Annotated in this window: 24 protein-coding genes; 8 read left to right on the top strand and 16 right to left on the bottom strand. The window is 46.1% G+C overall.

Translation table 11 applies throughout. The annotated features are described in order from the left end of the window. Positions 1-109: 109 nt before the first annotated feature. Complete coding sequence (locus FCN51_RS00400) at positions 110-958, bottom strand: DUF1217 domain-containing protein (RefSeq protein ID WP_099542162.1); 849 nt, start codon at positions 956-958, stop codon at positions 110-112. Between the two features lie 144 nt (positions 959-1102). On the opposite strand from FCN51_RS00400, the gene FCN51_RS00395 reads away from it, so the two are divergent. Both FCN51_RS00395 and FCN51_RS00390 read left to right on the top strand, forming a co-directional pair. Beyond that, on the top strand, positions 1103-1855 hold the full coding sequence (locus tag FCN51_RS00395; protein ID WP_310255050.1) for a glycosyltransferase family 25 protein: 753 nt from the start codon (positions 1103-1105) through the stop codon (positions 1853-1855). An 18-nt stretch (positions 1856-1873) separates the two neighbouring features. Then, positions 1874-2335, top strand: a complete 462-nt coding sequence (locus tag FCN51_RS00390; protein ID WP_236661102.1) for a hypothetical protein — start codon at positions 1874-1876, stop codon at positions 2333-2335. A gap of 141 nt (positions 2336-2476) precedes the next feature. Here the strand turns inward: FCN51_RS00390 and FCN51_RS00385 are convergent, their stop codons facing one another. Genes FCN51_RS00385 through FCN51_RS00375 form a run of 3 tightly spaced genes read right to left on the bottom strand, consistent with a single transcriptional unit; the run spans position 2477 to position 4453 of the window. Beyond that, on the bottom strand, positions 2477-2983 hold the full coding sequence (locus FCN51_RS00385; protein WP_160255993.1) for a hypothetical protein: 507 nt from the start codon (positions 2981-2983) through the stop codon (positions 2477-2479). 2 nt (positions 2984-2985) lie between these two features. Then, positions 2986-3321 (bottom strand): rod-binding protein, encoded by a 336-nt coding sequence (locus FCN51_RS00380; RefSeq protein ID WP_099542166.1) that lies wholly within the window; start codon positions 3319-3321, stop codon positions 2986-2988. 40 nt (positions 3322-3361) lie between these two features. Further along, entirely contained in the window at positions 3362-4453 is a 1092-nt protein-coding gene (locus tag FCN51_RS00375) for a flagellar basal body P-ring protein FlgI (protein ID WP_236661167.1), read from the bottom strand. Positions 4454-4730: 277 nt separating this feature from the next. Between FCN51_RS00375 and FCN51_RS00370 the strand changes: the two genes are divergently transcribed. Beyond that, positions 4731-5639, top strand: a complete 909-nt coding sequence (locus FCN51_RS00370; RefSeq protein WP_160255992.1) for a transglycosylase SLT domain-containing protein — start codon at positions 4731-4733, stop codon at positions 5637-5639. Between the two features lie 757 nt (positions 5640-6396). On the opposite strand, the gene FCN51_RS00365 is transcribed toward FCN51_RS00370, so the two are convergent. Then, entirely contained in the window at positions 6397-8031 is a 1635-nt protein-coding gene (locus FCN51_RS00365) for a tetratricopeptide repeat protein (protein WP_160255991.1), read from the bottom strand. A gap of 299 nt (positions 8032-8330) precedes the next feature. Here FCN51_RS00365 and flhA point away from each other — a divergent pair, with 299 nt between their 5' ends. Continuing rightward, positions 8331-10526 carry a flagellar biosynthesis protein FlhA gene (gene flhA, locus FCN51_RS00360; protein WP_309402409.1) on the top strand — a complete coding sequence of 732 codons (2196 nt, stop codon included), beginning with the start codon at positions 8331-8333 and terminating at the stop codon, positions 10524-10526. Between the two features lie 74 nt (positions 10527-10600). Further along, the gene (locus tag FCN51_RS00355) at positions 10601-11536 is read left to right on the top strand and encodes a P-loop NTPase family protein (RefSeq protein ID WP_160255990.1); all 936 of its coding nucleotides are present in this window, start codon (positions 10601-10603) and stop codon (positions 11534-11536) included. A 102-nt stretch (positions 11537-11638) separates the two neighbouring features. Here FCN51_RS00355 and fliP read toward each other — a convergent pair whose 3' ends face one another. The 11 genes from fliP to flgG all read right to left on the bottom strand — a co-directional run bounded on the left by fliP (position 11639) and on the right by flgG (position 21668). Continuing rightward, complete coding sequence (gene fliP, locus FCN51_RS00350; RefSeq protein ID WP_124296493.1) at positions 11639-12427, bottom strand: flagellar type III secretion system pore protein FliP; 789 nt, start codon at positions 12425-12427, stop codon at positions 11639-11641. A gap of 53 nt (positions 12428-12480) precedes the next feature. Beyond that, entirely contained in the window at positions 12481-12954 is a 474-nt protein-coding gene (locus tag FCN51_RS00345) for a flagellar biosynthetic protein FliO (RefSeq protein WP_160255989.1), read from the bottom strand. After that, positions 12954-13343: a flagellar motor switch protein FliN gene (gene fliN / locus FCN51_RS00340; protein ID WP_124296455.1), complete on the bottom strand. Its 390-nt coding sequence runs from the start codon at positions 13341-13343 to the stop codon at positions 12954-12956. The genes FCN51_RS00345 and fliN overlap by 1 nt, the downstream gene beginning before the upstream one ends. Positions 13344-13377: 34 nt before the next feature. After that, complete coding sequence (locus FCN51_RS00335; RefSeq protein ID WP_160255988.1) at positions 13378-14097, bottom strand: FliH/SctL family protein; 720 nt, start codon at positions 14095-14097, stop codon at positions 13378-13380. A gap of 2 nt (positions 14098-14099) precedes the next feature. Further along, entirely contained in the window at positions 14100-15221 is a 1122-nt protein-coding gene (locus FCN51_RS00330; RefSeq protein WP_236661160.1) for a flagellar motor switch protein FliG, read from the bottom strand. Positions 15222-15232: 11 nt separating this feature from the next. Further along, entirely contained in the window at positions 15233-16867 is a 1635-nt protein-coding gene (gene fliF, locus FCN51_RS00325) for a flagellar basal-body MS-ring/collar protein FliF (RefSeq protein WP_124296457.1), read from the bottom strand. Positions 16868-17460: 593 nt separating this feature from the next. Then, positions 17461-17931, bottom strand: a complete 471-nt coding sequence (locus tag FCN51_RS00320) for a MotE family protein (protein WP_160255987.1) — start codon at positions 17929-17931, stop codon at positions 17461-17463. A gap of 359 nt (positions 17932-18290) precedes the next feature. Next, positions 18291-18839 (bottom strand): bactofilin family protein, encoded by a 549-nt coding sequence (locus FCN51_RS00315; RefSeq protein ID WP_160255986.1) that lies wholly within the window; start codon positions 18837-18839, stop codon positions 18291-18293. Between the two features lie 203 nt (positions 18840-19042). Beyond that, positions 19043-19774: a flagellar basal body L-ring protein FlgH gene (gene flgH / locus FCN51_RS00310; RefSeq protein ID WP_124296461.1), complete on the bottom strand. Its 732-nt coding sequence runs from the start codon at positions 19772-19774 to the stop codon at positions 19043-19045. 1 nt (position 19775) lies between these two features. Next, the gene (gene flgA, locus FCN51_RS00305; protein ID WP_310255029.1) at positions 19776-20870 is read right to left on the bottom strand and encodes a flagellar basal body P-ring formation chaperone FlgA; all 1095 of its coding nucleotides are present in this window, start codon (positions 20868-20870) and stop codon (positions 19776-19778) included. 12 nt (positions 20871-20882) lie between these two features. Next, positions 20883-21668 (bottom strand): flagellar basal-body rod protein FlgG, encoded by a 786-nt coding sequence (gene flgG / locus FCN51_RS00300; protein WP_167384165.1) that lies wholly within the window; start codon positions 21666-21668, stop codon positions 20883-20885. 345 nt (positions 21669-22013) lie between these two features. Here flgG and flgF point away from each other — a divergent pair, with 345 nt between their 5' ends. The 3 genes from flgF (at position 22014) to FCN51_RS00285 (ending at position 25594) form a co-directional block, all read left to right on the top strand. After that, positions 22014-22763 (top strand): flagellar basal-body rod protein FlgF, encoded by a 750-nt coding sequence (flgF, locus tag FCN51_RS00295; RefSeq protein WP_124296463.1) that lies wholly within the window; start codon positions 22014-22016, stop codon positions 22761-22763. 160 nt (positions 22764-22923) lie between these two features. Beyond that, positions 22924-24483 (top strand): flagellar hook-associated protein FlgK, encoded by a 1560-nt coding sequence (gene flgK, locus FCN51_RS00290; RefSeq protein WP_160255985.1) that lies wholly within the window; start codon positions 22924-22926, stop codon positions 24481-24483. Positions 24484-24508: 25 nt separating this feature from the next. Continuing rightward, positions 24509-25594 (top strand): flagellin, encoded by a 1086-nt coding sequence (locus FCN51_RS00285; RefSeq protein ID WP_160255984.1) that lies wholly within the window; start codon positions 24509-24511, stop codon positions 25592-25594. Positions 25595-25738: the final 144 nt, after the last annotated feature.

Here is a 25738-nt window from a genome sequence, read left to right as displayed (position 1 = left end):
TAATAATGTCACTAGAGGCCATTTGCACCCTATCTCAGCGGTTAAAGAAGATAGGTGCGTAAGGGGGTATTAAGCCCATCACCCTCATATTCCGCACCTATCATCACCATTAGAACAACTCTGAAACCATCTCGCTTTCAGATGAATCAGTGCTGCTGTCGCCGAATAACGACAATATGTTGTTATCGTCATTTCCACCAAAAAGATCAATCATCGTATTATCTGAAGTGTCGTTATCGAGATAAGAAGGATTAACTTGAATTAGAGCGAGATATTGTTCGGCATATTTTTGAATTCCTGATGGAGATGAGAACTTTGTCATATCGACTTTTTTCGACAAAATCCTAGTTTGCTGATCATAATCCAAAGCCCCAAACTGATCCGGGTCATAGCCACTGACTACCTCAGCCACCTTTAAGAGTGTCGGATCCGACATAAGTTGGGAAATCGTTTTTATGCCACCGGCTTCCATAGTTCTGGTGAAATAGAGAGCATTCCCAACCCCGTTGTCCTGCAAATCATCGCTACTTTCATACCGAGACATCTCAAATGACGAAACTGTGGAAGCTATCATTGTTGATGTAAAGGGACTGGCAGCAGCAGTACCATGGCCACTTCCCATCGCCTGAAAAGCATCAGCAAATTTTGCCCATGTAGCATTGCTAGATGTTTTTGCCAGAGCTGTAGATGAGGTTGGATCTTGAGTGAGCAGATCCTTTTCAAGGGCTTTTTCATTGCTTAATGAGCTGAGATTGTATGCCCCCAAAACTACTTCATTGGAAGAATAGTCGCCCATCAACTGGTCAGACGTTGTGATTGTTGCGGCTTTCTTCTCAAACTCTGACACCTCACGTGCCGTAGTCGCATCTGTCTTGGCGTAATTAGCGGCTGTAGTGCTTTCGTCCTTTTCCGCCGTAAGATATTGGGTCACAGGCGATAGACCAGATATCAAAGACATTGCCTTTTTTCCTCGACTGCATGGTGAGATTGACCTGAGCACAAGCCACGCCATCATAAATGGCCTTGGACATTCCTAAAATCAGTCCATACCCTAAAAAGGTAACAAAACCATTACGCCTTCTAAGGCTTATTTGAAGACTTAGTGGCTACCGACAGAGGCAAGCTATTGATGCAAAAACATTACATAAGCCTTCTTCGCACTCCTGAACGACAGGAAAGATTCCTTCGGGTAAATGCTCATGTCAATGGATTGCTACATAGCCCTGGCATCGATGGAAAAACCCTCGACCTTGATGAAATCCGCCAAAAAGGCTTTTTGGGTGATGGTTGCGAGTTCACAATGGGCGCGGTCGGATCCGGCCTTGCTCATGTTTCCCTGTGGGGAACGATCGCCAAAAGCGGTGAGCCCGGTCATATATTCGAAGATGATGCGTTCCTCTGCAAAAATTTTGAGGAGGAAAGTCAAAGGATTATCTCTTCCCTTCCGAAAGACTGGGATATCATTCTTTGGGGGAATAATTCTGATACAAGTCTTCAATTTGAGATGATTCCTGGCATCGGCGATTGCATAGCTCACTTCTCTGAAGAACAGGTGCGGCAGGGCATTGATACGTTTCGCGATATTGATGTGAAATCTCAAGCATTTCGCCTGAAAGAAACTTTTGGGATATGTGGATACGCTGTCTCCCCAAAGGGTGCGCGCAATCTAATCGAGAGATGCCTGCCATTTACAACCACTCTACACCCACATTCATGCCTGAATAACCGCCTTATCAAGACTGGCAGTGTCGATGTGATAATGAATAAGCACTATCGGCATATGAAAGCCTTCACGTCTTTCCCGCCCCTGTGCCTGACTGACAATATCAAGTCACGTAGCCTTAACGCGAGCTGATAAGAAGGAAAAATGGATATGGCTTTCAAATCCTTCCTAGGCAGAATATCAGTTATATCTTTAGCCTTGACACTAGCCGGTTGCGGGCAGCCGGCCAAAGTCTATCTGGATAAAGGTCGCTCACTGTCACAAGCCGGGTTTGTCGCACATTATGCAGACACTACTGCTCGGTATTCGATGATGAATCTCCTCCCTCCTGGGCAGATTACTTACCGCCCGGCACCTGAGGGTGGGAATATCTATCTTTATGCTGACCCCATTGGCTGCGGCTGTGTGTATATGGGCGATCAAAATGCGTACGACACATTAAAGGCGCAGGATAAAACCATCAGTAAAAATCATTCCCAGCAGGATCCATCACTGACAGAAATGGTGTTTGAAAACCGGAGGGACACCACAGCATGGGATTGGAGTTCTTGGACACCAGCAGCAGATCCTGGCTCCAACCAACCCAAACACATGATAGGAAGCTATTGGTAATAGCGTTCTATATCGCCTTATCCCCTGTCAGCCTGACAGGGGAATGATACATGTGCATTCAATTAAAAAGATAATCGGATCCGAATACCTTTTGCTCGGCCGACAACAGGGATCTCTCGATACCAAAATTAGAGAAAATGGCTAAACTTTAGGTCTAAGAGATATCGCCAATCGAGATTTATCAAAATCTCTCCCTCCCTTGGCATTATACCCCACGGAAGCGTCTTGGGTGGCACTCTGGATAATTAGCTCCAGAACTATATTCTGGGATCTAATGGATTGACTTAGAAGCCCCCTATTGACCTCCGCCGTTTCATTAAATTCTTTGATTGCTTCCTTCAAAACCGGGGATGGATCTTCCGCGGAAGATACAGGTCTTTGCTTGTATGCTTTCAAACATTCAGACAAACCCTGAAAAGCAGCAACCTTCTTTTCTACGTCGGCTTTATATCCAACAAAGTTATTGGCTTTAAGCAGATCATTTTCATGCAGGATTATTTTTGTCGCATTCTTAAATGCATACACCAATTCGTCCTCAGGAGAGGATTCTATTCCATCTCCTTTATCGTTATCCTTTTTTCCGGTTATCGCAGATATTTTTCTTTTGCCACTCTTGATCAAACCACTAATTGATAAGCTACCGTTCATACCTACCCCTTTCCACCATGCTTTTGTCGATCAGACTGCATTTCAATCATTTTTTTGTAGACCTGATGAGCAATACCTACGCCGCCGGCATTTGAGATTTGCTTTCCAAGCTCCAACACCTGAAGGGATCGAAATTGCTTTTCAGCATTCCCCCCACCAAAAGGCCCTTTTGAGTTATCTATTGTATCGAACATCGGCTGGAGCATTTCTCCGATTGCCACGGACTCAAAATCCTTAGAAGATTTTTGGATCTTCTGCTCAACTTGCGGGGAAATTGTTTCTGGACTTGCCCTGTTAACTGAAGAGATATGGCTGACACCACTTTGAATGGGGGACATACTTAAAAACCTACCAAACCCTTAGATGTGATCGTCTGAATCACCGAACTTCAAGATCTGCCTGAAGTGCCCCGTCAGCCTTGATGGCTTGCAACACACTGATCATATCACGAGGCCCCATCCCCAAGGCATTCATACCTGCGACAAGACTAGCCAATGTGGGGCCTTCCTTAAGTATACCCAACTTGTGCCCGTTATCTGTTGTCGCATTGATCTGCGTACGAGGCGCCACTGCAGTTTGACCTCCGCCCATCGGGTTTGGTTGCACTACTTGTGGGGTTTCAGTGACTTGTATGGTCAGGTTGCCCTGAGCTATGGCCACTGTCGTTATACGAACATTGTCACCCATCACAATCGTGCCTGCAGCCTCATCGACAATCACTTTGGCCATGGTGTCAGGCTCAATGGTTAAATCACCAATTTCATATAGCGTCTGCGCTGCATTCCTTCCGGCAAGGTTAACCGCTACCGTCCTTGGATCATCTACCTTTGCGGCACCTTTTCCCAGATGACGGTTAATCACTGCGGCTATTCTGGTGGCAGTAGTGAAGTTCGGGTTCTTCAGCGCCAGATGAATAACGCCAGAAGATCCAAGAAGCACTGGAACCTCTCTTTCTACCACTGCCCCATTGGCGATATGCCCACTTGTTGGCACATTTCTTGTTACTGCAGCGGCTGCCCCGCGCGCGGAGAAGGCATTCGTTACAAGGGAACCCTGAGCAACTGCATAAACCTCTCCATCTGCAGCCTGGAGAGGCGTAACTATCAATGTGCCGCCTGTCAGACTTTGTGCATCACCTACGGCTGAAACAGTTACGTCAATACGACTTCCCCCATGGGAAAAAGGTGGAAGTGTAGCGGTGACCATAACTGCTGCGGCATTGTGAGTCTGAAGCTGTATCGCCTTATCACGAATATTTACACCGAGGCGGTTCAACATCCCTATAAGAGTTTCTCGGGTAAATAAGGTATTTGTCAGCCGATCGCCGGTACCATTCAGCCCTACTACAAGGCCGTAACCGACCAATTGGTTATCTCTGACGCCTTCATAGTCAACTATGTCTTTTATGCGCACAGGAGACGCAAAAGAGCGTTCAACACCGAACACTAAATTCAACATCACTGCTGCCATAAAAATTGATAGCATTCGCCTCAAAAACTGAGGGGAATAACGTAGGAATGACAGACTTTCGCGATGGAACATTAAGAAACCCTGATTGAGATACGTCTGGAGACCATAGGAACAAAACGGTTAAGGCTTTAACAAGTCTGATGATCTGGATAAGGCCAAAAATTTGTATTGAAAAATCCTTGGCATCAACCCTTAAAGGATATGAACCCACAAGGTACAGTTCAACATCAAAGCGAAATACTTTGGAACGAAGCGTTCGATCTAATATATCCTAGCTATGATTTGCCATCGTTTTCATAGACGTCTTCCTGACTTTCAGTGGAAAGCCTTTGCATTTGGATTTTTATCCTTGTTTGGTGCATTTGCCCCTCACACACTGCTGGCAAAATCACCTGAAGCGATGCGATGCATCGCCGCTACAAGCCAGGCTGAAAGGTCTTTACATATCCCAGATGGGTTTCTTTCCGCCATGAGTAGGGTGGAAACCAGTAAGCCTGACCCAGATGGAACACTCGCACCTTGGCCATGGACTGTAAATGCCGGAGGTGTAGGGTACCACTATGCATCCCGTGAAGAAGCTATTGAAGCTGTTTACTCATTTAAGGCCCGCGGCATCAATTCGATTGATGTAGGGTGCATGCAAGTTAATATCATGCATCATCCTGATGCTTTTTCATCACTGGAGAATGCTTTCGATCCACTGCCAAACAGCCTTTATGCTGGGCGCTTTCTAATCCAAATGTATAGCAAAATGGGTAGTTGGCCCAAGGCTGCTGCTGCATATCACTCCCAGACGCCTGGCGTTGGGGAACCTTACCAATGGAAAGTGCTCGAAGAATGGTCAAAGCCGCAGGACGGAAGAGCGAATACGGATGGCAAACCGCATCCATTCCATGAATTAAGGACTAATTTAGCTTCAATTCACCCCACAACTAAGCCTCGGCCCATGTTTGTGTCCAAGGTAGAAAAAGATGGCAATTTGGACGAAGAACAAACTCACAATAACCCGACACCTCACCCTGTTAAGATGTTCCGCCCTTTTAAGGGGAATCAGAAGTTCTCGGAAATTAACAGCCCAAAGCATTTTGATGGGCTTCAAAAAGGTCGAACACTGGCTTCATACCGAGCCATGCCGGTAAGGATCACTACAACATTCCCAGTTAACTCGCCTGTCGCTCAACCTTAAAGCCGGCGCCACAAGCCTCCCACTAACGGCCGCTTGCCTAACCTAGCACTTCACATCTTGTCATTCTCCCCGTCCTGAAGGACGAGGTTATAGGGAGCGCTTGATAAGAGGTCGGCAGGATACCAGACATATATGTCGCGTTGAATATCAATGTGATTTGAGGTCCAGTATCAGCTTTCCTCCTTTGGACACCCCAGACTTTCTCCATCCTGCAGCAATAAAGCAAAATCCCGGATTGGAACTCCTGACTGCCGCCGGATCGACGAAGGTGTAATGCCTTTTACCAGGCCAGCAGTGATCAGCGATGGCGTCAGCCTGTCGCACAAGCTCGGACGAAAGGAGCGAGCTCTCGTTTCGGAAGAGTGAGCATTCGACACCTTTCTGGCCGTCCGCCCGGTACACTGCATATCGCCAAACAAAGACAGCGTCTCCGAGATCGGTTCGGAGCACAATGTGTTCTCCCGGTCCGACAAACTGTGATTGCTTAGGGTTCCTGTTCTTGCAGGAATAGTGCCGTCGGAACAGTTCGAGACAGGATCTGTCACCATCTTTGGTCAAATACCAGAGCGGTTCATTTCCCATCCTGGCCCCCATTTCAATATTAGATTTTAATAAATTTAAACAGACAACTCTAGAGATTCAAAAACAAAATTGATCTCGAGAGCACCTGTTTACCTTTCCTCGCACACGAGAGGAGACCTCTCATCATGCAGGGAAAGGAAAAAAGAAGTGGCTAAGACCAATAATTCTTAGAGAGTTAAAAAACTGGATGCTCAGAATTTTGGAGAATAACTTGAAGAGCCTTCCCGACCTCCGCCAATACAGGCAGGAAAGAATTCTCCTGCGCCCGGAAAACTCTCATTGTTGGATACCACACAGATCTGTCACCCTTATCTCCCCACCTCCAGCAAGCATCCCAGCGACTAACCATCCAGATAGGGCGGCCGAGTGCACCGGCCAAATGAGCTGTGGAAGTGTCAACAGATATGATTAGATCCAGGTTCAGCATGATAGCCGCCGTATCTTCCATATTCTCGACTTCATTCATAATATCGATGATCGGCACCCCATGCCATTCCTTAAGCTCGGACCTTCTGCGCCCAAACTGCAAATTGTAAATTTCGCATTTACGAAGATCAGGACAATGAGCTGAGACCGCGCCCATCATATCCAACAGGGTAGTCGAACGTCTCTGATCCGCAGCAACGTCAGCAGCCTTAGTGCGCTTATCACCAGCCCAAACAATCCCGATACGGGCCAAAGGAGATGCGGAGTCAGAAGACCCACAAATATCCTTCGCCTCCTCTCTCATAATTTGGGAAAAGCGATTGCCTTCTACACCGCTAGGGAGCAAATAAGGAGTCGAATGAGGGATATTTTTCTCTGACTTGACCCCACAAACAAATGGAAGGTCAGGGATTGGGCATGAAAAATCAAATTCAGATCTTTGCGCTGACGACATTGAAGCGACATCAGATATCAACATGCAATCTGTTTGTTGGTAATTGAGTGCTATAAGGTCAAGCAACTGGATAGGAAGTGCGATTGTTAACTTAGCCCCTTTACTGAGCAACCAAGGGACAAAACGAATAAACTGGATTGTGTCACCTAACCCCTGCTCTTGATAGAGTAGAATGTGCTTTCCTTCCAGATCAACCTGATCAGAGAGACGAGGAAGTTCCAGGAACCAAAAGTTTCGGTCATTTACCAAAGGTGCACGGCGTACATATTTCTTAAACCCTTCCTCAAGTCGCCCTGCCTTGAGCAATGAGACACTGTGCCCGAATGATACAACCGGGTTTGTGGGGTCAAGTTCTAAAGCCTTCTCATAATATGGGAGCGCTTCTTCTGATCGATTCATTCTCTCCAATGCGCAGCCCATATTATTGTAAAGTGGCACTGAAACGAGAGCGTCAGATGAAGAAAAGCACGCATCTAGAACTGTGAAGGCTTCCTTCGGATATCCGGCCTCAAGTAGAGCCATCGAGATATGCTCTAAAGCAGTAACACGCAATGCAGGACACTCTTTAAAAATGGCTTGGAAGATGTCCATTGCTTCCTTTTTACGCCCCATTGCCATAAGCGCATCGGCAAGGAAAATGTGCATTTCTGATTTAGAACGAGCAAGTTCTGCCGTGCCATCTGGAGTCAGATGGATAGCTTTTTTAATAAGAGTGGCGACAATATCATGACGATTAGTATATTTAGCCAGAAGCCCGGAAGCGGAAAGAATAAGAGGGACTTCTTGAGAGGCCTGACCTACCTGCAAAGCCATCTGAATAGCTTTATGCCCCTCTCCAGCGGCAAAAAGATGTTCGCATGCGATCGTGAATTCAACGGCTGTAATCTTAACAGCCTGTTGCTTTGCTTCTGCATTTGGTTCCAATGCCACTTTTCCCATTCCTAAATTTATAGTCTAGAATTTAAGGCCAAATCCGATCTACAGCCTCATAATCCCTCCGAGTTAATACAAAGGATAAGGACTGAGCCTTAAAGACTTAAAGGACAAATATTTTTGGCCTTATTTTCCACCGCTGACAATGCCCTTATCCTTGAAGGTTATCATCAGTTCCTATAGAAATTTTCTAGATTTAAAGTCTTATGGCCTCTATTTATCCATCAAACCAATGGGTGGCGCCTGCCTCATTGGATCTTAGAGGTCATAAATTTTGCCAATGCTAGGGGTACGCTTTGAGCGACACAAATAATTCCGCTCCAGAAAAAGATGTCTCTTTCGGCAAAGCGGCAGGCATTAAATCTGCAATATTAAATCGTGCAAGAAACTTCTCGATGCTGGGAAATGTGGTCAAGAGTGGAGGTTGGAAAACCTTCGACCTTCACAGAATATTCCCAGGGACCGACATTCTTCTCGCCGGGAGTGTTTTGCTTATTATCGCAGCGATGTTCATCCCGCTGCCGATCTTCCTTTTAGACATCGGGCTGGCCATCTCAATCACATTATCAGTGCTCATCCTTATGGTCGCACTTTTTCTCGAAAAGCCACTCGATTTTACGTCTTTCCCCTCCCTTCTACTTCTGACTACAACATTCCGGCTTTCTCTTGAAATATCGACGACCAAGGCCATTCTTTCACGAGGTAATGAAGGCCCTTACGCAGCAGGTCACGTTGTTGCTGCCTTTGGCGGCCTTCTTATGGGAAATGACGTCATTATCGGAGGGATCGTTTTTTGTATCCTTATGGTAGTGAACTTCATGGTTATTACCAAAGGATCCGGGAGAATTGCAGAAGTTGCAGCCAGATTCACCCTGGACGCAATGCCTGGCAAGCAAATGGCAATTGATCAGGACATTGCCTCAGGCGCCCTAAATGAAAGGCAGGCCAGGGCCAAAAGAAAAGAACTTGAAGCCGTCAGTAACTTCTTTGGTGCTATGGATGGTGCTGCAAAATTTGTGCGCAATGATGCTATAGCGAGCATCATCATTATCGCCATTAACATTATCGGCGGCCTGGCCATTGGCGTAATCAGGTACAGCATGCCTGTCGCAGATGCAGCAAAGACTTTCACTACATTAACCATCGGGGACGGCCTTGTATCTCAGATCCCCGCCCTTCTTGTCTCACTTGCTGCAGGTATTGTTGTTACCAAAGGAAGTACGGATGAGAAAACCGATGTTACCTTGTTCAAACAACTTGGTGGCACACCAAAACCCTTAGCAATTGCATCTTTTCTAGCTGGCATATTCGCCTTTATGCCCGGCATGCCTATGGTGCCTTTCCTCATTATTTCAGGCTTAACGGCAGCAGGCGCCTGGGCCAGACACAAGGCTCCACAAGTTGACAGTGATGGTGACATCACTGAAGTAACTCCTCCAGCTCCTTCAGTGCCTCCCATCACAGATCTGCTAAAAATAGACCTCATCCAACTTGAAATAGGTTTTGGTCTATTAACTTTGGCAAACGGCGATGACTCTCCTCTTACTACCCAGATTAAAGCTCTGAGACGTCGTATCGCCCTGGAGCTTGGCTTCATACTGCCATCTATTAGAATTAAAGATGACATGGCTTTAGATAACGACACGTATTCTATTAAGATCAAGGAAATCGAAATTGGCTCAGGTCAGGTAAAACCCGGAAGATTACTCGCCATTTTACCTATGGGTGCAAATATTCGGGTTACTGTTCCAGGCGAACCTGCTAAAGAACCTACATTCAATTTGCCTGCGCGTTGGATTGAGCCAAGTGATCAAGCTAAGGCTATCGCGGAAAAATGCACCGTAGTCGAGCCCAGCACTGTTATTATAACTCATCTTTCAGAGTCCCTACGCTCTCATATGGGAGAACTTCTCACCTACCCTGAAACTCAAGCTTTGCTAGATAACTTGCCCCATTCAGAACAGAAGCTAGTAAATGACATCATTCCATCCCAAGTTTCACTGATCACAGTGCAACGTGTGCTTCAGGCGCTCCTCCAAGAAAACGTTTCTATACGTGATTTACCAAGCATACTCGAAAGCATTCAGGAAGGTGTCGCTCAAAACCTAAAGGGTATAATGGCACTTACTGGTTATGTTCGCCGTAAACTCTCACGGCAAATCAGCAGCAGTCTTACGACGCCATCAGGCTATATCCCTATCATTACCATTTCCAGAAAATGGGAAACTGATCTGATGAACAACACAACAGGTGCAGGCGATGAAAGGGTTATTGCCATGCCACCCAAGATGCTGAACCAGTTTATCACATCGTTAAAAGAAGCCTTGCACCAAGCTTCACAAAGAGAAGAAAATCCTGTTTTGATAACCATATCCACCAATAGGGATATTGTCAGGCAGGTAGTCGAAAGAATCAGCCCCTCGACACCTGTTGTATCTCAGGCCGAGCTCTATCCTCGATGTGTCACCAAAACCATCGCGACAGTTGCCTAACATCTAGCCCGATGATAACAGTTAAACATTATTGATTAGGTTTATATGCATATTCCTAAAAGAGGTTTTTAAGAATGTCTGAATCCGTGACTTCCAGCGAAATGACGCATAATGGCGGTACAGACATATCTATATCCCAGAAAAATCTGACCGCTCCATCACTTGAAACGAGTGGCAGGGATCCGAAGTGTCAGCAACCGTCAGTACTTGATAAAGACGAAGAAACTAGGGTTGATGCTCAGACTGGAACAAGAGGGGATTTAGAAGTTCCCTCTTCAGACGAACAGGATAGTCTCCCATTACCAAGCCTTATGATCGAAGATGTTCTGAAATGGCACTCCATCCCAACTCCTATTATCGAAAGCCTTGCAGGATCTGACCTCACTACTGGTATTGATCGTGTTTTAAACTTCGGAGATCTGCCGCTGAATGATGGCCGTCCTATAGCATTTTGTGGCGCATCAGGCTCAGGCAAAACACTGTCTCTCTCAAAGTTAATAGCAAACAATATATGCACGACATCCACCAACGCATTGGTCTTAGCCTGTGATAGGACACCGGGTAGCTATGCCAAGATTTCATCATCTTTGTACGGGACGTCTGCTGAAATAGTTGATGCCTGCTTTCCAGAGGCAGTAATTGAACCTTACCTAGATAATCCGGCTGGCCGACAAATCCTGATCGATCTCCCAGGTGTTTGCATCTATGCCAAAAAGCAAATGTCTGAGGTGATGGATATAGTCGACAGAACAAAGGCTCACCTTGTTCTAGTCATTCCCGCTGGGATGGATCCTGAAGAAGCCGCTGACATCTCGGCCGCGTTCATCGAAAAGGGTGCCACTCATATGATCGCAAGCCGTCTGGAACAATCAGGCAGGATAGGAAGTGTTATCACAGCCGCCGCTTGTGGTCTGTCTCTTACTTATGGGAGTTATTCATCAAGCCTAAATAAGGGCTTTTCCCTTCTTTCTCCCGGCATACTCGCAAGAAGACTTCTTAACCTCCCTTAATGCATATTGAATGCAGTTAAAAAGGGGCATGACTCAGCACATTAATTAGAGAATTGCTTTAGGAGCGAACTATTCCTAGGCGCCACATAAAGGGGGAGAATATCAGCCCCCGAAACTTCTCACCAAACCTCCCGCGACCATTTGCCAACCATCTACCAACACGAAAAATATCAATTTAAATGGCAGTGATATTGTGGCCGGTGGCAACATCATCATCCCCAAACTCATCAAGACACTTGAGGTGACGAGATCGATCACCAGAAATGGCAGGTAGAGCAAAAAACCAATCTGAAACCCCCTACTTAACTCCCCAACCATAAAAGCCGGGATGAGCACGCGCCATGGGGTCTGATTGACAACTGTAGTTGGTTGGATGTTGGCCAAATGAAAGAATGTCGTGAGATCTGTTGGTCTGGCATTTTTTACCATAAATTCTCGAAATGGTTCTGCGGCCGCTTGCAGCCCTTCCATTTCTTCAACCCGACCGTCCATTAAAGGGACAATGCCTCTTTCCCATGATTGCTCAAGCGTAGGCTGCATCACAAAAAGTGTAAGAAACATGGCCAGGCCGATCAGCACCATGTTAGGCGGAGCACCCTGAGCTCCTACAGCACTTCTCAATATGGAAAGACTTACAATAATTCTTGTAAATGCAGTCACCATAACCAATAGGCTCGGCGCAAGGGATAGGACGGTTATAAGTGCCGTAAGTTGAACAAGCCTGCTCGTCGTGCCTGCTTCACCAATACCTCCGCCTTTACCAAGATCAATATTGATCGATTGGGCGAAGCAATCAGTAGGAAACAAGAAAGCGGCACAAAAGACTGCTGCGCTTATTAAGACAATTATCGAGAAGGCGATCCTATTAAGATGCGCCTTATTTTTGTTCATTGTCACCAATTCGATCACTTGTCTTCATCTCACATTTATACAGCCGCCATCACCTAATGGAGAGGTAGACCATTATGCCCATTTGTATCATTAGAATCAGTCTTGGTAGCCTCTGGAGGGCGATCAGCATGGATAAACCCAAGACAAATATCAGTAGGTCCACCTAGCAAAATTAAAGATGTTCCTAGCTTCCCTTCACTTCCGCTTACTTCAACAGATACAATTTTTCTTTTAGGATCAATCGGTAGAACGCTGATGATCTCCAATTTCTGATCCTTGAACGATCTCCCAGCTTTTGCCTTCCAAGAGGAAAAATGTTGAATCGCCTTTGTTGCAAGGAGAAGGAGACAGACCACCAGTAAGAGTGAAAAGATAGCCCACCCGACCCCCGGCATACCCACCTCACCAGTTGATCCTTGGGGATAATCAGCAACTACAGGAAATATTATCTGCTTTGATGACCCAATCGCGTCAGGAGAACCTCCGAGATGAAAAGGAGTGACATCTTGGATCTGCGATGAAGACATCAATTATTCCCAGTCATAATTTCCGTCATATTCACTGCGATATGATCTTCATCGACAATGAGTATTTCACCACGAGCAATAAGGCGATCATTGGCATAAATGTCTGTAGACTCGCCAAGCCTTTTATTGAGCTTTACAATCGCCCCTCTACCCAACTTGAGTAGATCCTTGACGGGCATACTGACATTACCCACTACGGCCGTGATTTTGACTGGAACATCTAAAATGGCCTGTCGCTGATCGATGGCAGAGACATTTATGACTTCTTTATCCCCCCCAATCCCAGAGTCATTGGGTTCGACATCGGTTTTACCCACATCAGAGGCAAAATCTTCCAAATTGATACCACCTGCAGCATTTCCAGGGGCGGAATTTTCAGAACCAGACATGTCAAAACTCACTTCTAGTGATGGGGTTGGTTAACTAGGATGAAAGTGGAAGTTTGAGGTTGTTTAAAACACCCAAGATTTTTTTTCTCACTGACTCAAGCCAAATCGCTCTATCCAACAATATCGAATTTGCATCAGTTTTTACGGTCAATTGTCCTGTAGACAAGCCTTTTTGCTCCACAACCTCCAAATCTGGAATATCGGCCAATTTATCCTTCAAAACAAAGCTATCTACAGGCGAACATTCAACAATGATCTTGCCTTGTATTTCTTTAGCTAGGTCACGAATATCTGTGGTTAAATCTTTTTGAAGGGCTTTGCACAACTCAACACTTTGCGGATCTACCAAGTCTCTGATCACAGCAGACAAGACCGTAAGAAAGACTTTAGAAGAGTCTAAAAGACTAGCATTCCGACGATCATTTTCACTGGCTAAAGCGGATATAACGGTATGGATAGACTGAGCCATTTCGGCGCGAAGATTATTTGTTGTGTCTTCTATTCCTGCCTTGCGACCAGCTTCAAAAGCTGAACTTTTAATGCTTTCCAGTTCCTCTGGTGCCAGCCTTATTGAATGATCAACTACTGGTACTGGCTCTTCTGTAAGAGTCAGTCCTTCCTGATCATCAACAATAGCTTCACCTTTACCCTCGCCATGAAGAGATGAATTCGCATTGCCCATGGAGAAGTCAGGCAATGCGTCACCAAACATTCTCCGCCTTTTATCAATCATATTCCCTTGAATCACTTCCATGATTACTCAATCAATTCATCATCTGACGAATTTGGAGAAATATCTATTTCACCATCGTTAGACAGATCTTTGATGATTGAAATGATATAGATCTGCGCGCTCTCAGCATCCTTCATTCTTACTGGGCCAAGATTAGCGATTTCATCATCTAGAATCCCGCCTGCCCTCTTAGACATACAATCAAGGAATATTTTCTTAATATCCTTACTTGAACCTTTAAGAGCAAGAGGAAGTTTCGCCTTTGCCTCAGGATCTTTATTGATCGCGTTCATAACGCGCATCATATCCTCATGCATAAGTCTTTTAATATCGTCAAAGGTGAACTTCAGTTTGTTCACCTTCTCCATATCATCATGATTTCTTTGGCCCAGAATTTCAGTGAGTGTCGTTTCAGTCTTCCTATCGAAATTATTGAAAACCTCCGCGACAAAGGCGTAACTATCCCTCTTTGTCGAACGCCCAAAGGTAGAGACGAGATCTCTACGGAGGGTATTTTCTAAGCTTTCTAGGACATCCCGACTGACACTAGACATATGTAGGATGCGCATAATCACATCCATGGCGAAATCTTCGGAGAACTGCGTTAGCACTCTAGATACATAGGCTGGCGGAAGGTAGCTAAGAATAACTGCCACAGTTTGAGGTTGCTCATTACGCAGATAATTGGCCAATGCCGTTTCCGGCATATTCGCCATTTTCTCCCATACGCTTCGGCCAGATGGCCCACGTATATCCTCCATAATCTTTTCAACAAGATCTGAAGGGACACCTACCCGCTTAAGGTATTCTTCTGTGGTCTCATATGTTCCAACGATACCGTCTGACACTTCAAAATTACGACTGAAGTCCGCAAGCACTGCCTCAACAAGGTCGGCTTTCACCATACCCAGTTGTGACATGGCCACTGATATATCTCTAATCTCATCTTCATGTAGGGATTTGAAGATTGCTGCAGACTTCTCTTGCCCAACAGCCAGCATCAATATGGCTGCCTTTTGTTTACCTGTAATGCTGTTAAGCAGCGCTTGGGCCTGTTCAGTTATAACTGGTGGGGCTGGGAGGCTAGAAGAGTTGTCATCTACTCCAGGACCACTGGCTTGAGGCATTGATGCTTCATCAGTCATTGTCAGTGTCCTTATTTTTGGAGGCTAGAGTTTGATTTCTGTTTGTCAGGCGTCGCAAGCCATGATCGAACAATCATCACAGTTTCTTCGGGATGTTCACCGACAAGATTGCCTACCCTATCCAGGGCCTCTCGTCTCATCATCCCATCCATGCCAGCAATACCGACCTTATCCTCATGTCCTCCACCGTGAAGAGCTGATGACACAAGAGCAGCCCCTTCTGAAGCGATCTCAGAGATAAGACCATGCCTTGCCTCTCCGTCAGCTTCCCCCTCTTTCCCTTTCCGAATTATGGGGAGGATGATCATTAGGGCGGCCCCTGCCACCAACCCGATAGGAATGATCCACTTAGCGAGGTAGATCAACATATCGCGTGTGAAGATGCCGCTGCTTTCAGTTGGGAATTCGATCCCACCATCATTCCTGAAGGGCATAGAAACGACACTTACTTCATCACCCCGGCTCTTTTCGTATCCAATAGCAGCCTGAGCCAACGTGGTTAACCGCTTAATTTGCGCATCATCTAAAGGCTTCCAGACTGATTTACCGTCCTTATCCTTTTCAATGGTACCATCCGCCATCACAGCCAGGCTTATCCGTGCCACACGTGGTCTTGTCTGGCTTACAACCCGCGTTCTTTTGCCAATTTCATAATTATCAGTTTCTTCAGATTTATCATCGGAAGAACCAACCTTGTTATTTTGGCCGGCATTCGCATTTGGCAGGTTATTGGAAACGGAAGTATTCGGGTTAGCTTCGGTATTTACGCTTTTAGCTGATGAAGTCTTTTGAGAACGCAGAACCTGCTGATCTGGGTCATAAGTCTCTTCTGTTTCTCTTACATCATCAGCATTCATACTTACTGCCGCACGCACTCGCACATGGCCACTCCCAAGTGTAGGTGTGAGCATATCCTCGACGGCCTGAGCAAGCCTTTGCTCTTCTGCATGTCTAAGTTTTTCGAGGGATGACTCCTTTCCCGCCAAGCTATCTGGATCACCCGGCTTGGCCAGTACGTCACCTCTTGTGTCAACGATGGAAATATTGCCCGGCTGCAATCCTGGCACTGCCGCAGAAACCAAATTCTGTATGGCCTGGATAGCTTCAGGCGAAACTGTGCCTACTCGACCGACATCAAGGATTACACTGGCCTGTGATGGGCTTGTTTGAGTAGAAAATAGATCTCTGTGAGGAAGAACTAAATGCACACGTACATTGCGAATTCCATGAAGAAGTTTGATAGACCTCTCCAGTTCCCCTTCCATAGCTCTTGTCTCGTTAATCCCCTGTTCAAATTGTGTGCTTGTGAGAGTGCCACTTTTGTCAAAGAGTTCATAACCAACAGCCCCCCCGCTTGGCAGGCCGTCCTTCGCCAATAGGAGCCTGGCCTCGGCAACCTTATCTTTTGATACATAGATGCTATGGCCATCAGGGCCAGAAGTGCTCGGGATATGAGCCTTGGTTAAGGCGTCAACCATTTCAGCAGCTTCAGAAAGCTCTACATCTCCATAGAGAAGAGAGTTTTTATCTGAGCCACCCCAAAATGCTAGAACACCAATAGATGTCAGCAATAGAGCAGCGACAACGCCCAGAGCGGCCAGCTTTGTGCGTCCCAGACCTTTCAGTCCATCTAGTAACTTCTGCATCCAGCGACTATCTACCTACAATCCTGATTTCGGGACTACGCCAATAAGCCCGTAAATTGGGCGCTATGACGATATGATGTGGCCAATTGTTACCATCTTATTCCATGATAATGGTGCAATTCACGTAATGAAGAACAAATTACAACCCTATCAGTTTGGGCTCTTTATTTTGAAAGCATGACACTCAAAATAAAGAGCCACACGAACGGCTACTTCGGCTTGATTTTATGGCGGAGGATATTGAGTAGTCGGAGGGATCTTATCGATCGGCATATTTAGTCGTTGAGCATTTTGATCCTGCGTAAGCCCACGCGGTCCCTCATAGGTTTCACGTGCCATATTTGGGGTAAGATCTGGCCTTTCCCAACAATCAACTCCGTTCCAACTTTGTGTGCAGTAAGGTTGTGGTGGTGGCGTCCTCTCAACAGGTGTGCACCAATCCTCGCCCTCGGCAACATACCCCGCGTTACACACCCTACCTGTCAGCTTATGCCCGATATAATCAGGCGAACAGCCAGTCAAAATGCCCATTAAAGACAGAGACAATAAAATTGAGAAATTAAAGCGCCGCATGCACTATCGACCTTTTACATTCATTGTCTAGATGGAAGGAGCGGAGAAGCTGGAGATGACATCTCACCTTCTGCGGAAGGAGATGAGGAGTATCTTACCATTTGATGGCTCGGGTTTGATCGTTGATCCATTGAAGTGGATAATACTGGGTCCGATTTATGAGAATGAAAAGAACGCACGCCAATCATGTATTGGGAAACAATGTTCACCCTATCGGGCGACATGTGTGCCATGATAGCTGATAACTTCCTCGTATTCATGGCGCCTGCCATGGCCACTAGGATATGAGTTTCCATAACATCAAAAACTGAGGCTGCTTCACGAGGGGGCATATTCTCATAAATACCCACCAATCTAGCGACTGCTTCTGGGCTTATAGATTTAGCGGCCTTCTGTTCGCGGCTATAAACTTCCTCTGTCGCACTGACATTCTTCAGTCTGGCCTCGACAGCTTTTTTTGCTGATTCCAGGATGCGTTTTTGCTCTGTCACATCCCCATTTGGATCTCCATTCCCATAATCAAGGCCGGCATCTGAGGGAACCGGGAATGCTGAATCTGACTTTATATCAAGTTTCGAAGCAGAAGATGACGCATTAGAAGGGGGAATGAAGTCTGCAGTTTGGGTTCGGGCTGATGTAATCGCAACAGTTGAGCACAAGGCAGAAAGAGACGTGATTATTATGGAACGCCTTAAAGCGGGGCAATTTAATCGCATGATTTCCCGCAAAAAAAACATTCCGCACCTGCGCTCTGCAGCAATTTATTAGAAATGACAGAAAACGAAATTCTGCTTCTGCATTGGCTCCTTCCACGACTGTTAAGTCGCGGCCGGAACCAATGGATTATTTATTAGTCGTCACCAAGAGGGATGGAGAGCTCAGGTGAGTCTCCGAGGTCTCCTCCAGAAGAAACTGGTTCGTTGGGCTTTTCTTCTTCTGAGGAAGGTGAAGGCTCAACAACCTTATTCTCAGGCGCCGGGATTGGTTTACCCTGACCTTTCGATGCCGTAGCCGAAGGAGTTTTTCGTCCAATCATAATCTGAACATCACCTTCGAGGTGCGCTTCCTCAGCAATGGCGCAACCAGTTGCATTTGCCATTACCAGCTTTGCATCCATAAGACGGGCTTGCTCTGTAATAATAACGCGGCCAGCATTAGCTATAACTGATTTTGCTTCACCTTGGATGATGATTGTATCAGCATCAATCTTAGACTTTACAATTTCCCCATGGCAGCCAAGGATAAAAGTAGTCGCAGAAATTTCAGCCTGATCAACCTGACCATTGATAATAAGAGTACCGGGAACACTTCCCCGCAACTCCCGTATACTCAAACCATGCGGAATTACGCATTCCGGGGACTGTTCCTGACCTTTATCTGCGGCCTGATTTTCGCTCATAAATTCATCCAATCCGATTCATGCGCTTTTGAGCCAAAAAAAAGAAATATTGGCCATATGCCAGCACATACATGATATGACATTAGCTTTTTCATTCACAAGGATTATTAAGTCAAGGCTATTTGCTATTTTAATCCTTGCCACAAACTAACCTTCCTTGAAAAAGGCCTTGTACATATCACATGCCTCAACAGAATAATAAACTAGAAAGGCAAGACGTTATCCAAAACTTCCTGACCATATCGAGGCTCTTGCAAATGGGACAACTGCCCCCTTCCACCATATGAAATTCGAGCCTCGGCAATACGATCATGTGTGACAACATTATCTTCAGAAATATCTTGCGGCCGCACAACACCGCTAACCATTATCTGGCGCAGCTCTCCATTGATCCGCACCTCCTGTCTAGCAACGACAACAAAGTTCCCATTAGGGAGAACCTGCGTGATTGTTCCACCAAGAGTAAGTGTGACAGCATCAATACGTCGAATAGTGCCAGAGGCTGCATTGGCACTAGAACTGCTTGTATTTAGCGCATCTGCACTCGTTATATGGGAAAGGCCTTTCCCTTTAAAGCCAAGCAAACTTGGTATCCCAAAATCTTCTGAACCACTTCCTGATGCACTTGTATCGTTAGTAACATCAGCGTTGTCAGCAACTTCAACTTTTATGGTCAATAGGTCACCCACCTGAGAAGCTCTTTGATCTTTAAAGAATGCCCGACTGCCCGGCCTCCATAGGCTCCCGACTTCAGTTGGGGGTGCCTGTGTAGGCGGCATAGGCATCGTCACAGGTCTATAGTCTGGAGCCAATGTCGGATCAGATGTCTTTGTCATCCTTGGAGGGTGGCCCATCTCACTTAAATTAGAAACACCACTACATGAGGTTAAACTCAACAGGGTAAGAGCAATCCCGATTTTCAGCTTAACCTGCATCTTAATTACCCTCACCACTATCCATTATCACTTGGGAAGCCCTAAGCTTTTTAGCCTCACTAGAGTCCAGCCCGACAGCGGTAGATGTTGAATCGACAGAAATCTCGCCGTTTCCGTTTACTCGGCCCAGAAGGATCATCTTTGTTCCCATATTTATCGCATGGACCAATTGGCCTTTCCCGCCATCAGCCAAGGCCTTACCAGTCGTAGTGATGCGTATGCCAGGAGAGTTGTAAGAAATTATGACCGGATCGCCTCTATGTACAAGGATCGATCTTCTCAAATCACCCATTATTACGGGAGAACCTGAAGCGACTGGCTTTGAAAGCGACATCCCAACCACATCATCTGGCGAAGACGGGCCTGAAAGGCCTAGAGGCAACTGACCATCAAAAGCCGAATCAATATGAAAATCCGAATCAGTAAGGACATATCCTGCTGGCAGAGATCTATCATACACCATAACTGGTGAAATTTTCTTAATTTCCCCCTTTAGATTGATTGCGTCATCTTCACCATCACCTGTTTGATTGCTTCTATAGGCTGTCGCGGAAAATTGTCCGGTTTTTTTGTCCCATTTTACATCACTCACAACAAAGGGAGCCCGATCATCACTAGCCACGACAACAGGCTTTAGGCCTACGATATTAACAAGCAACGACCCTCCGGTTTCAGAAGAAGAAATCTCTTCCTTAACCAGATTGGCAAAATAGTCTTTGCCGAGAACCTTACCATCTCTGGTAAGGGTTAATGTTATAGAGGATGACTGGTCATCCCAATCGACACCATACTGATCTGCGATTGCTATAAGTTGGTAACCGCTGATTTGAATAGATTTCCCTGGTGATGGTGATGGCCCCAGCGCCCTATCCTCAGACCTTGAGATGCCATCAAAAATATCAGACAGATGTACAGTGTCTGAGTATATTTTACCTGATGACCTTAATGTTGCGGCATAAGATGCACATGATAAGCTTTCTGCAATTGAGGCCGACAAAATAAGCCCAAAAACAGCTTTTTTGAGAAAACTCATTTTACCCTGACAAAATAAAAAAGGCTCTTGCTGAGACCGTATTGACCAGTCAACTATGGTCAATACAGGCCACGATCATTTCAGGTTGGTAAGAGTTTCCAACATTTCATCTGAAGCCGTAATAGCTTTGCTGTTCATTTCATATGCACGCTGGGCCGTAATAAGATCAGTGATTTCTGTAACAGCATTAACTGCTGACTCTTCAAGGAAACCTTGCCTAATCGTGCCGAAACCAGTGCTTTCTGGAGTACCTACGATTGGATCTCCTGATGAAGTCGTTTCAGTAAAAAGGTTCTGACCCATTGCGGCCAAGCCATTTTCGTTCTGAAACGTGGTAATCTGAATTTGCCCAGCAACCTGAGATGTAGTCTCACCAGAAACTGTATATTGCACCTGACCAGTTTGGTCGATGGTGATATTTTCTGCATTGTTGGGGAGCGAGATATTCGGGGTCAGAGGATAACCGTCTGCAGTGACGATTGTTCCATCTTGTGAGAGCGAAAAAGAGCCATCTCTTGTGTAGGCATATTCGCCTGACGGGAGAAGTATTCTGAAATACCCCCTACCTTCGATTGCCAAATCCAGATCATTATTAGTCTGCTCAAGTGTTCCTTGCTCATTGATGCGATAGATAGCCGCAGTTCTCACCCCCAGGCCTATCTGGGCGCCAGCAGGAACCCGATATCCTGTATCGGAACTCATTGTGCCGACCCGGCGAATATTCTGATACATAAGATCTTGGAATTCAGTACGTCGCCGCTTAAATCCTGTCGTGGTCATATTCGCTATATTGTGCGAAATCGTTTCGACATTATTTGTCTGCGCCTGCATACCAGTTGCGGCGATATCCAAAGATCGCATCATGAGAATTTAATCCCCCCGGATGAGCCGCCTATAAGGCCTATCATATGACCCCATGCGACCAAACCATTAGTTGATATGCCCAAAAATCAGCGCCTCATCTATTTTTAAGCATGATGAACAAGACGAAAGAAAGGTTCTTATCAGGCAAGCACATCTTAGGCTAAGTGCTAAAAATACCTTTCGCAAGGCGTTTTTATTGTGCGTTAAGAGCTATCGTGCCCTATATTTGGCCGAAGAAGGCCTTTCGGATCCTGCAATAGGGCTTTTATTCCTGCCCTTTCGTCACTCTCGAATGCTATCGGGGAGAAACGGGGATCAATAAGGCGCGCTTTGGAGGCTGCTTTGGACAATACCAGTTATATCGCCCTCTCTCGGATAGACGCACTAACACGCGCATTGGATGTTACCTCCAACAATTTGGCAAACGCCAATACCGATGGCTTTAAGCTCTCTAGAGTTCAGTTCTCTGACTACCTATCGAAACAGAAAGATGCTCAAGGTACAGGGGCCGAAAAGGTAATCCATTACGCTCAGGATCGCGCCACTTACAAAGACCAAATGCAAGGAACACTTCGCCAGACTGGCAATCCCCTTGATTTGGCTCTTAACGGAGAGGGCTATTTTACTGTCAGAACGCCAAATGGCATCCGGTTGACAAGGAATGGTCAGTTCCATCGCAGCAATGACGGGACAATTGTTAATGGAGACGGAGATCCTGTTCTAGATGACCAGAATAGGAATATTGTTCTTGACCCTCAAGACCAGATACTGCCGTTAGGCGTTTCCTCTGATGGCACCATATCAACGGAAAAAGGAACCATAGCCTCCTTAAATGTTGTCGATGTTGACAATGAGAATACCCTTAAGGATGAGGGTAACCATCTCCTTAATCCGACCACGCAGACACATCAGGTAACGGCAAAGGAAGTTAGGCAGGGCATGCTTGAATCCAGCAACGTAAATGCGATTGCTGAGACCACCAACATGATCAGAATACAGCGCGCGTACGACCTTAACTTTCAACTCGTTCAAACAGAATCCACACGCCGATTGAATGCCATAGACAAGATTACCGCTGATGCATCTTCGTGACATTGAACACGTCTCAGACCTACTTATTCGAGCCAGGTAATCTTCCTGTAACCATTATCGCTCAAAATCGGCAGAATGTATCACCCCTCAAATCTCTCACCCAACGGCAGGGTCTAACCAACGCACCCCCCTTAATTCTTCCCGCGCAAAGGAAATAGCAATGGATCTCGGCCTTTCTCTGTCCATAGCCACAAGTGGTCTTCACGGCATTGATTCCGAACTCGCTGTGACATCAGAAAATGTGTCAAATTCAGGCACTGATGGTTACGTGAAAGAAACCGCCGTTGTGTCCTCTGTCGTAGCGGGGAAGGTGGGCACAGGCGTCTCAGTTGGGAACACCACCCTATCCCTCTCTGCCGGCCTTCAGAAAGCGTTGTATTCGCAGAATGCGAAGGTTTCTGCACTTACCACTATGGATAATTCACTCGCGAGCCTTTCTGCAGTGCAGGGCACCACAACTTCTGACTCGACAGACACAGACACAGATGACACTACTGGCACGCTTTCTGACAGCCTTCAGGGAGTAGCAAGTGCCATAACATCCCTCTCGGCAACCCCAACAAATACGGCCGCCCAGTCTGCTGTTATATCTGACGCAGAGACACTTACGTCACAGATCAACACTCTTTCGTCAGTTTACGACACTCAAAGACAAACCGCCGAAAATAACATCGCATCCAATGTGAGCGATGTGAACTCTAGCCTGACAACAATTGGCGAAATATCGAAAAAAATCATGCTTCTGACTGCTGCTGGGCAGGACACGGCAGATCTTCAAAACCAGCGCCTTGAAGCGATGGACAGCCTCTCCCAAAAACTCGATGTTACCTTCAATACGTCAAGCAATGGTGATGTTACTGTCCACACGACCAATGGCACTCTTCTTCCAACCCGACCAGATCAAATCGGCCTTTCTGATTCAAACACAGAACTCCCCTCCTCCTCTTGGCCTCTTACTTATGCCGCCACCACCATATCTTCGAGCATGTATTACAAGGAGGGGGATACCTCCGGCGGCATCTCAGGCATCATGCTTAATGGACAAGATGTCACCTCCGACCTTTCCGGTGGTTCACTAGGCGCCAACATCACCCTGCGCGATACAACATACCCGAAAATGCAGGCTCAGTTAGATTCCTTTTCTTACACATTGATCAACAGGTTTGATAACGCAGGTACGCCTCTATTTACCAATGGAACATCATCACCACTTTCTTCTGACACAACAAAAACCACACCGAATGGCATTGTCGGTCTTTCGTCCGTGATTTCCGTGAACCAGGACTACGTCAAAAATCCTTCACTTCTCACGACAGACAGCAACGGCAATACTGGCGTTATAACCGGTCTCACCAATATTCTTGGAGAAGCATTCGGCACTTCTTCAGATGATACATCTGGATCATTATCTTCCCCAACCTCAGGACTTGGCCCCTCAGGGGATCTCGCTACGGGCTATACTGGGAATCAAGGGCTGAGCGAACTAGCTACGTCTCTAACAACCGACCAGGCAGCTACAATCTCCAATACCTCCGCCGACCTTTCAACTGAATCCACTGTACAAACAACCCTTTCCACTAAAGTTTCATCAGTTTCTGGGGTGGATGTGAACAGTCAGATGTCAGAGATAGTGGCCTTACAGAGCGCGTATACTGCAAATGCAAAAATCGTAACTGCAGTTCAAAGCATGTTTAGCGAACTACTGGACGCTGTGAACTAACATCCAACGGGCAAGGAAACGTATTATGAGCACATCAGTGGGCCTATATGGCGCATCTGGCGCTTCAACAATACTGTCAAAAGCAATAGGTGACATTACGGAAAGACAAACGCAGGTAAGCTGGGAGGCCTCTGAAGGAACAATTTCCGAGACTATTGCCGGCCTGGATGACAACACAGAGTCGGCACTTTCCCTTAGCCCAAGAATTTCCGAAATCAGCTCTTTGTCCAGCAATATTACGGTAGCTCAGTCCAGGCTCTCTCTTACCTCCTCCGCTTACAGCAGCATGGCGTCACTGGCCCAGAACCTAGCCGCAGCAGCATTAAGCATGGAAAGCACAGAAGGCTCTTCAGGATCGGCTGTAGACGCTAATGCAACCACAGCCAGCGCCGATCTGAGCACACTAGGTGGAATACTTAACACCTCTGACGAGAACGGTTATATTTTTTCAGGGATAAACTCGACTGAAAAAACTGTAACAGATCCTGATGGTCTTGCCACGAGCAACCTTGCTACAAAAATAAATTCCATTGTTTCGGGTTTAACGTCATCAAATGCTGAAACGATATTGAGCGAAGCTACAGATGCCGCTGCCGACAACTCAGACAGTCTCACTGTGTTCAGTGCTAGTCTTTCTGTTCCGGCGGAGGACGCTGGGTCAATGGGAGTGTCAATCGTCACCGGCATAGATGGTCAAACAACTCAAATTGGAGCAGTAGCAACACAAGGATCGCAGAAAACGAGTGATTCTACTGGGTCCCCAGTTAGAGATTTAATCAGAGATATGATGATTATGTCTTCGATGAAGGGCATGTCATCCTCAACGCCGGGCTTTACAGAAATTGCGTCACAGTTACAGAAATCATTAACAAAAACTGCAAATAGCCTTATTGACGCAGGCACCAGCACTGGCGTTCTGCAAGATCAACTTACATCAAAACAAAGCAATCTTACTAACGTTCAAAATCTGCTTGAAAGCCAGATGGATACGATGGTCGGAGCGAATATGGCTGAGGCAGCAACACAGGCCTCAGACTTAAAAACGCAACTAGAGGCATCATTCACACTAATATCGGATATGAAAGATATGACTTTAGCGAACTATATTTAACCTTACTCATCTAACTGATCAGATTGCGTTAAACCTTCAAGGCGGCTAGTAAGCCTTGAAGAGAAACATTCAGATGCAAGGCTTATTCCTTTGCAGACCTTAAACCTTGCATCTGAACATTCTCTTACCCTACTATGATCTAAT

The sequence above is a fragment of the Acetobacter pasteurianus genome (genome assembly GCF_009914215.2).
Classification (GTDB): Bacteria; Pseudomonadota; Alphaproteobacteria; order Acetobacterales; family Acetobacteraceae; genus Acetobacter; species Acetobacter pasteurianus.
The sequence above is the reverse complement of the archived record's forward strand: the minus strand, read 5'-3'. Positions and strand labels throughout refer to the sequence as shown.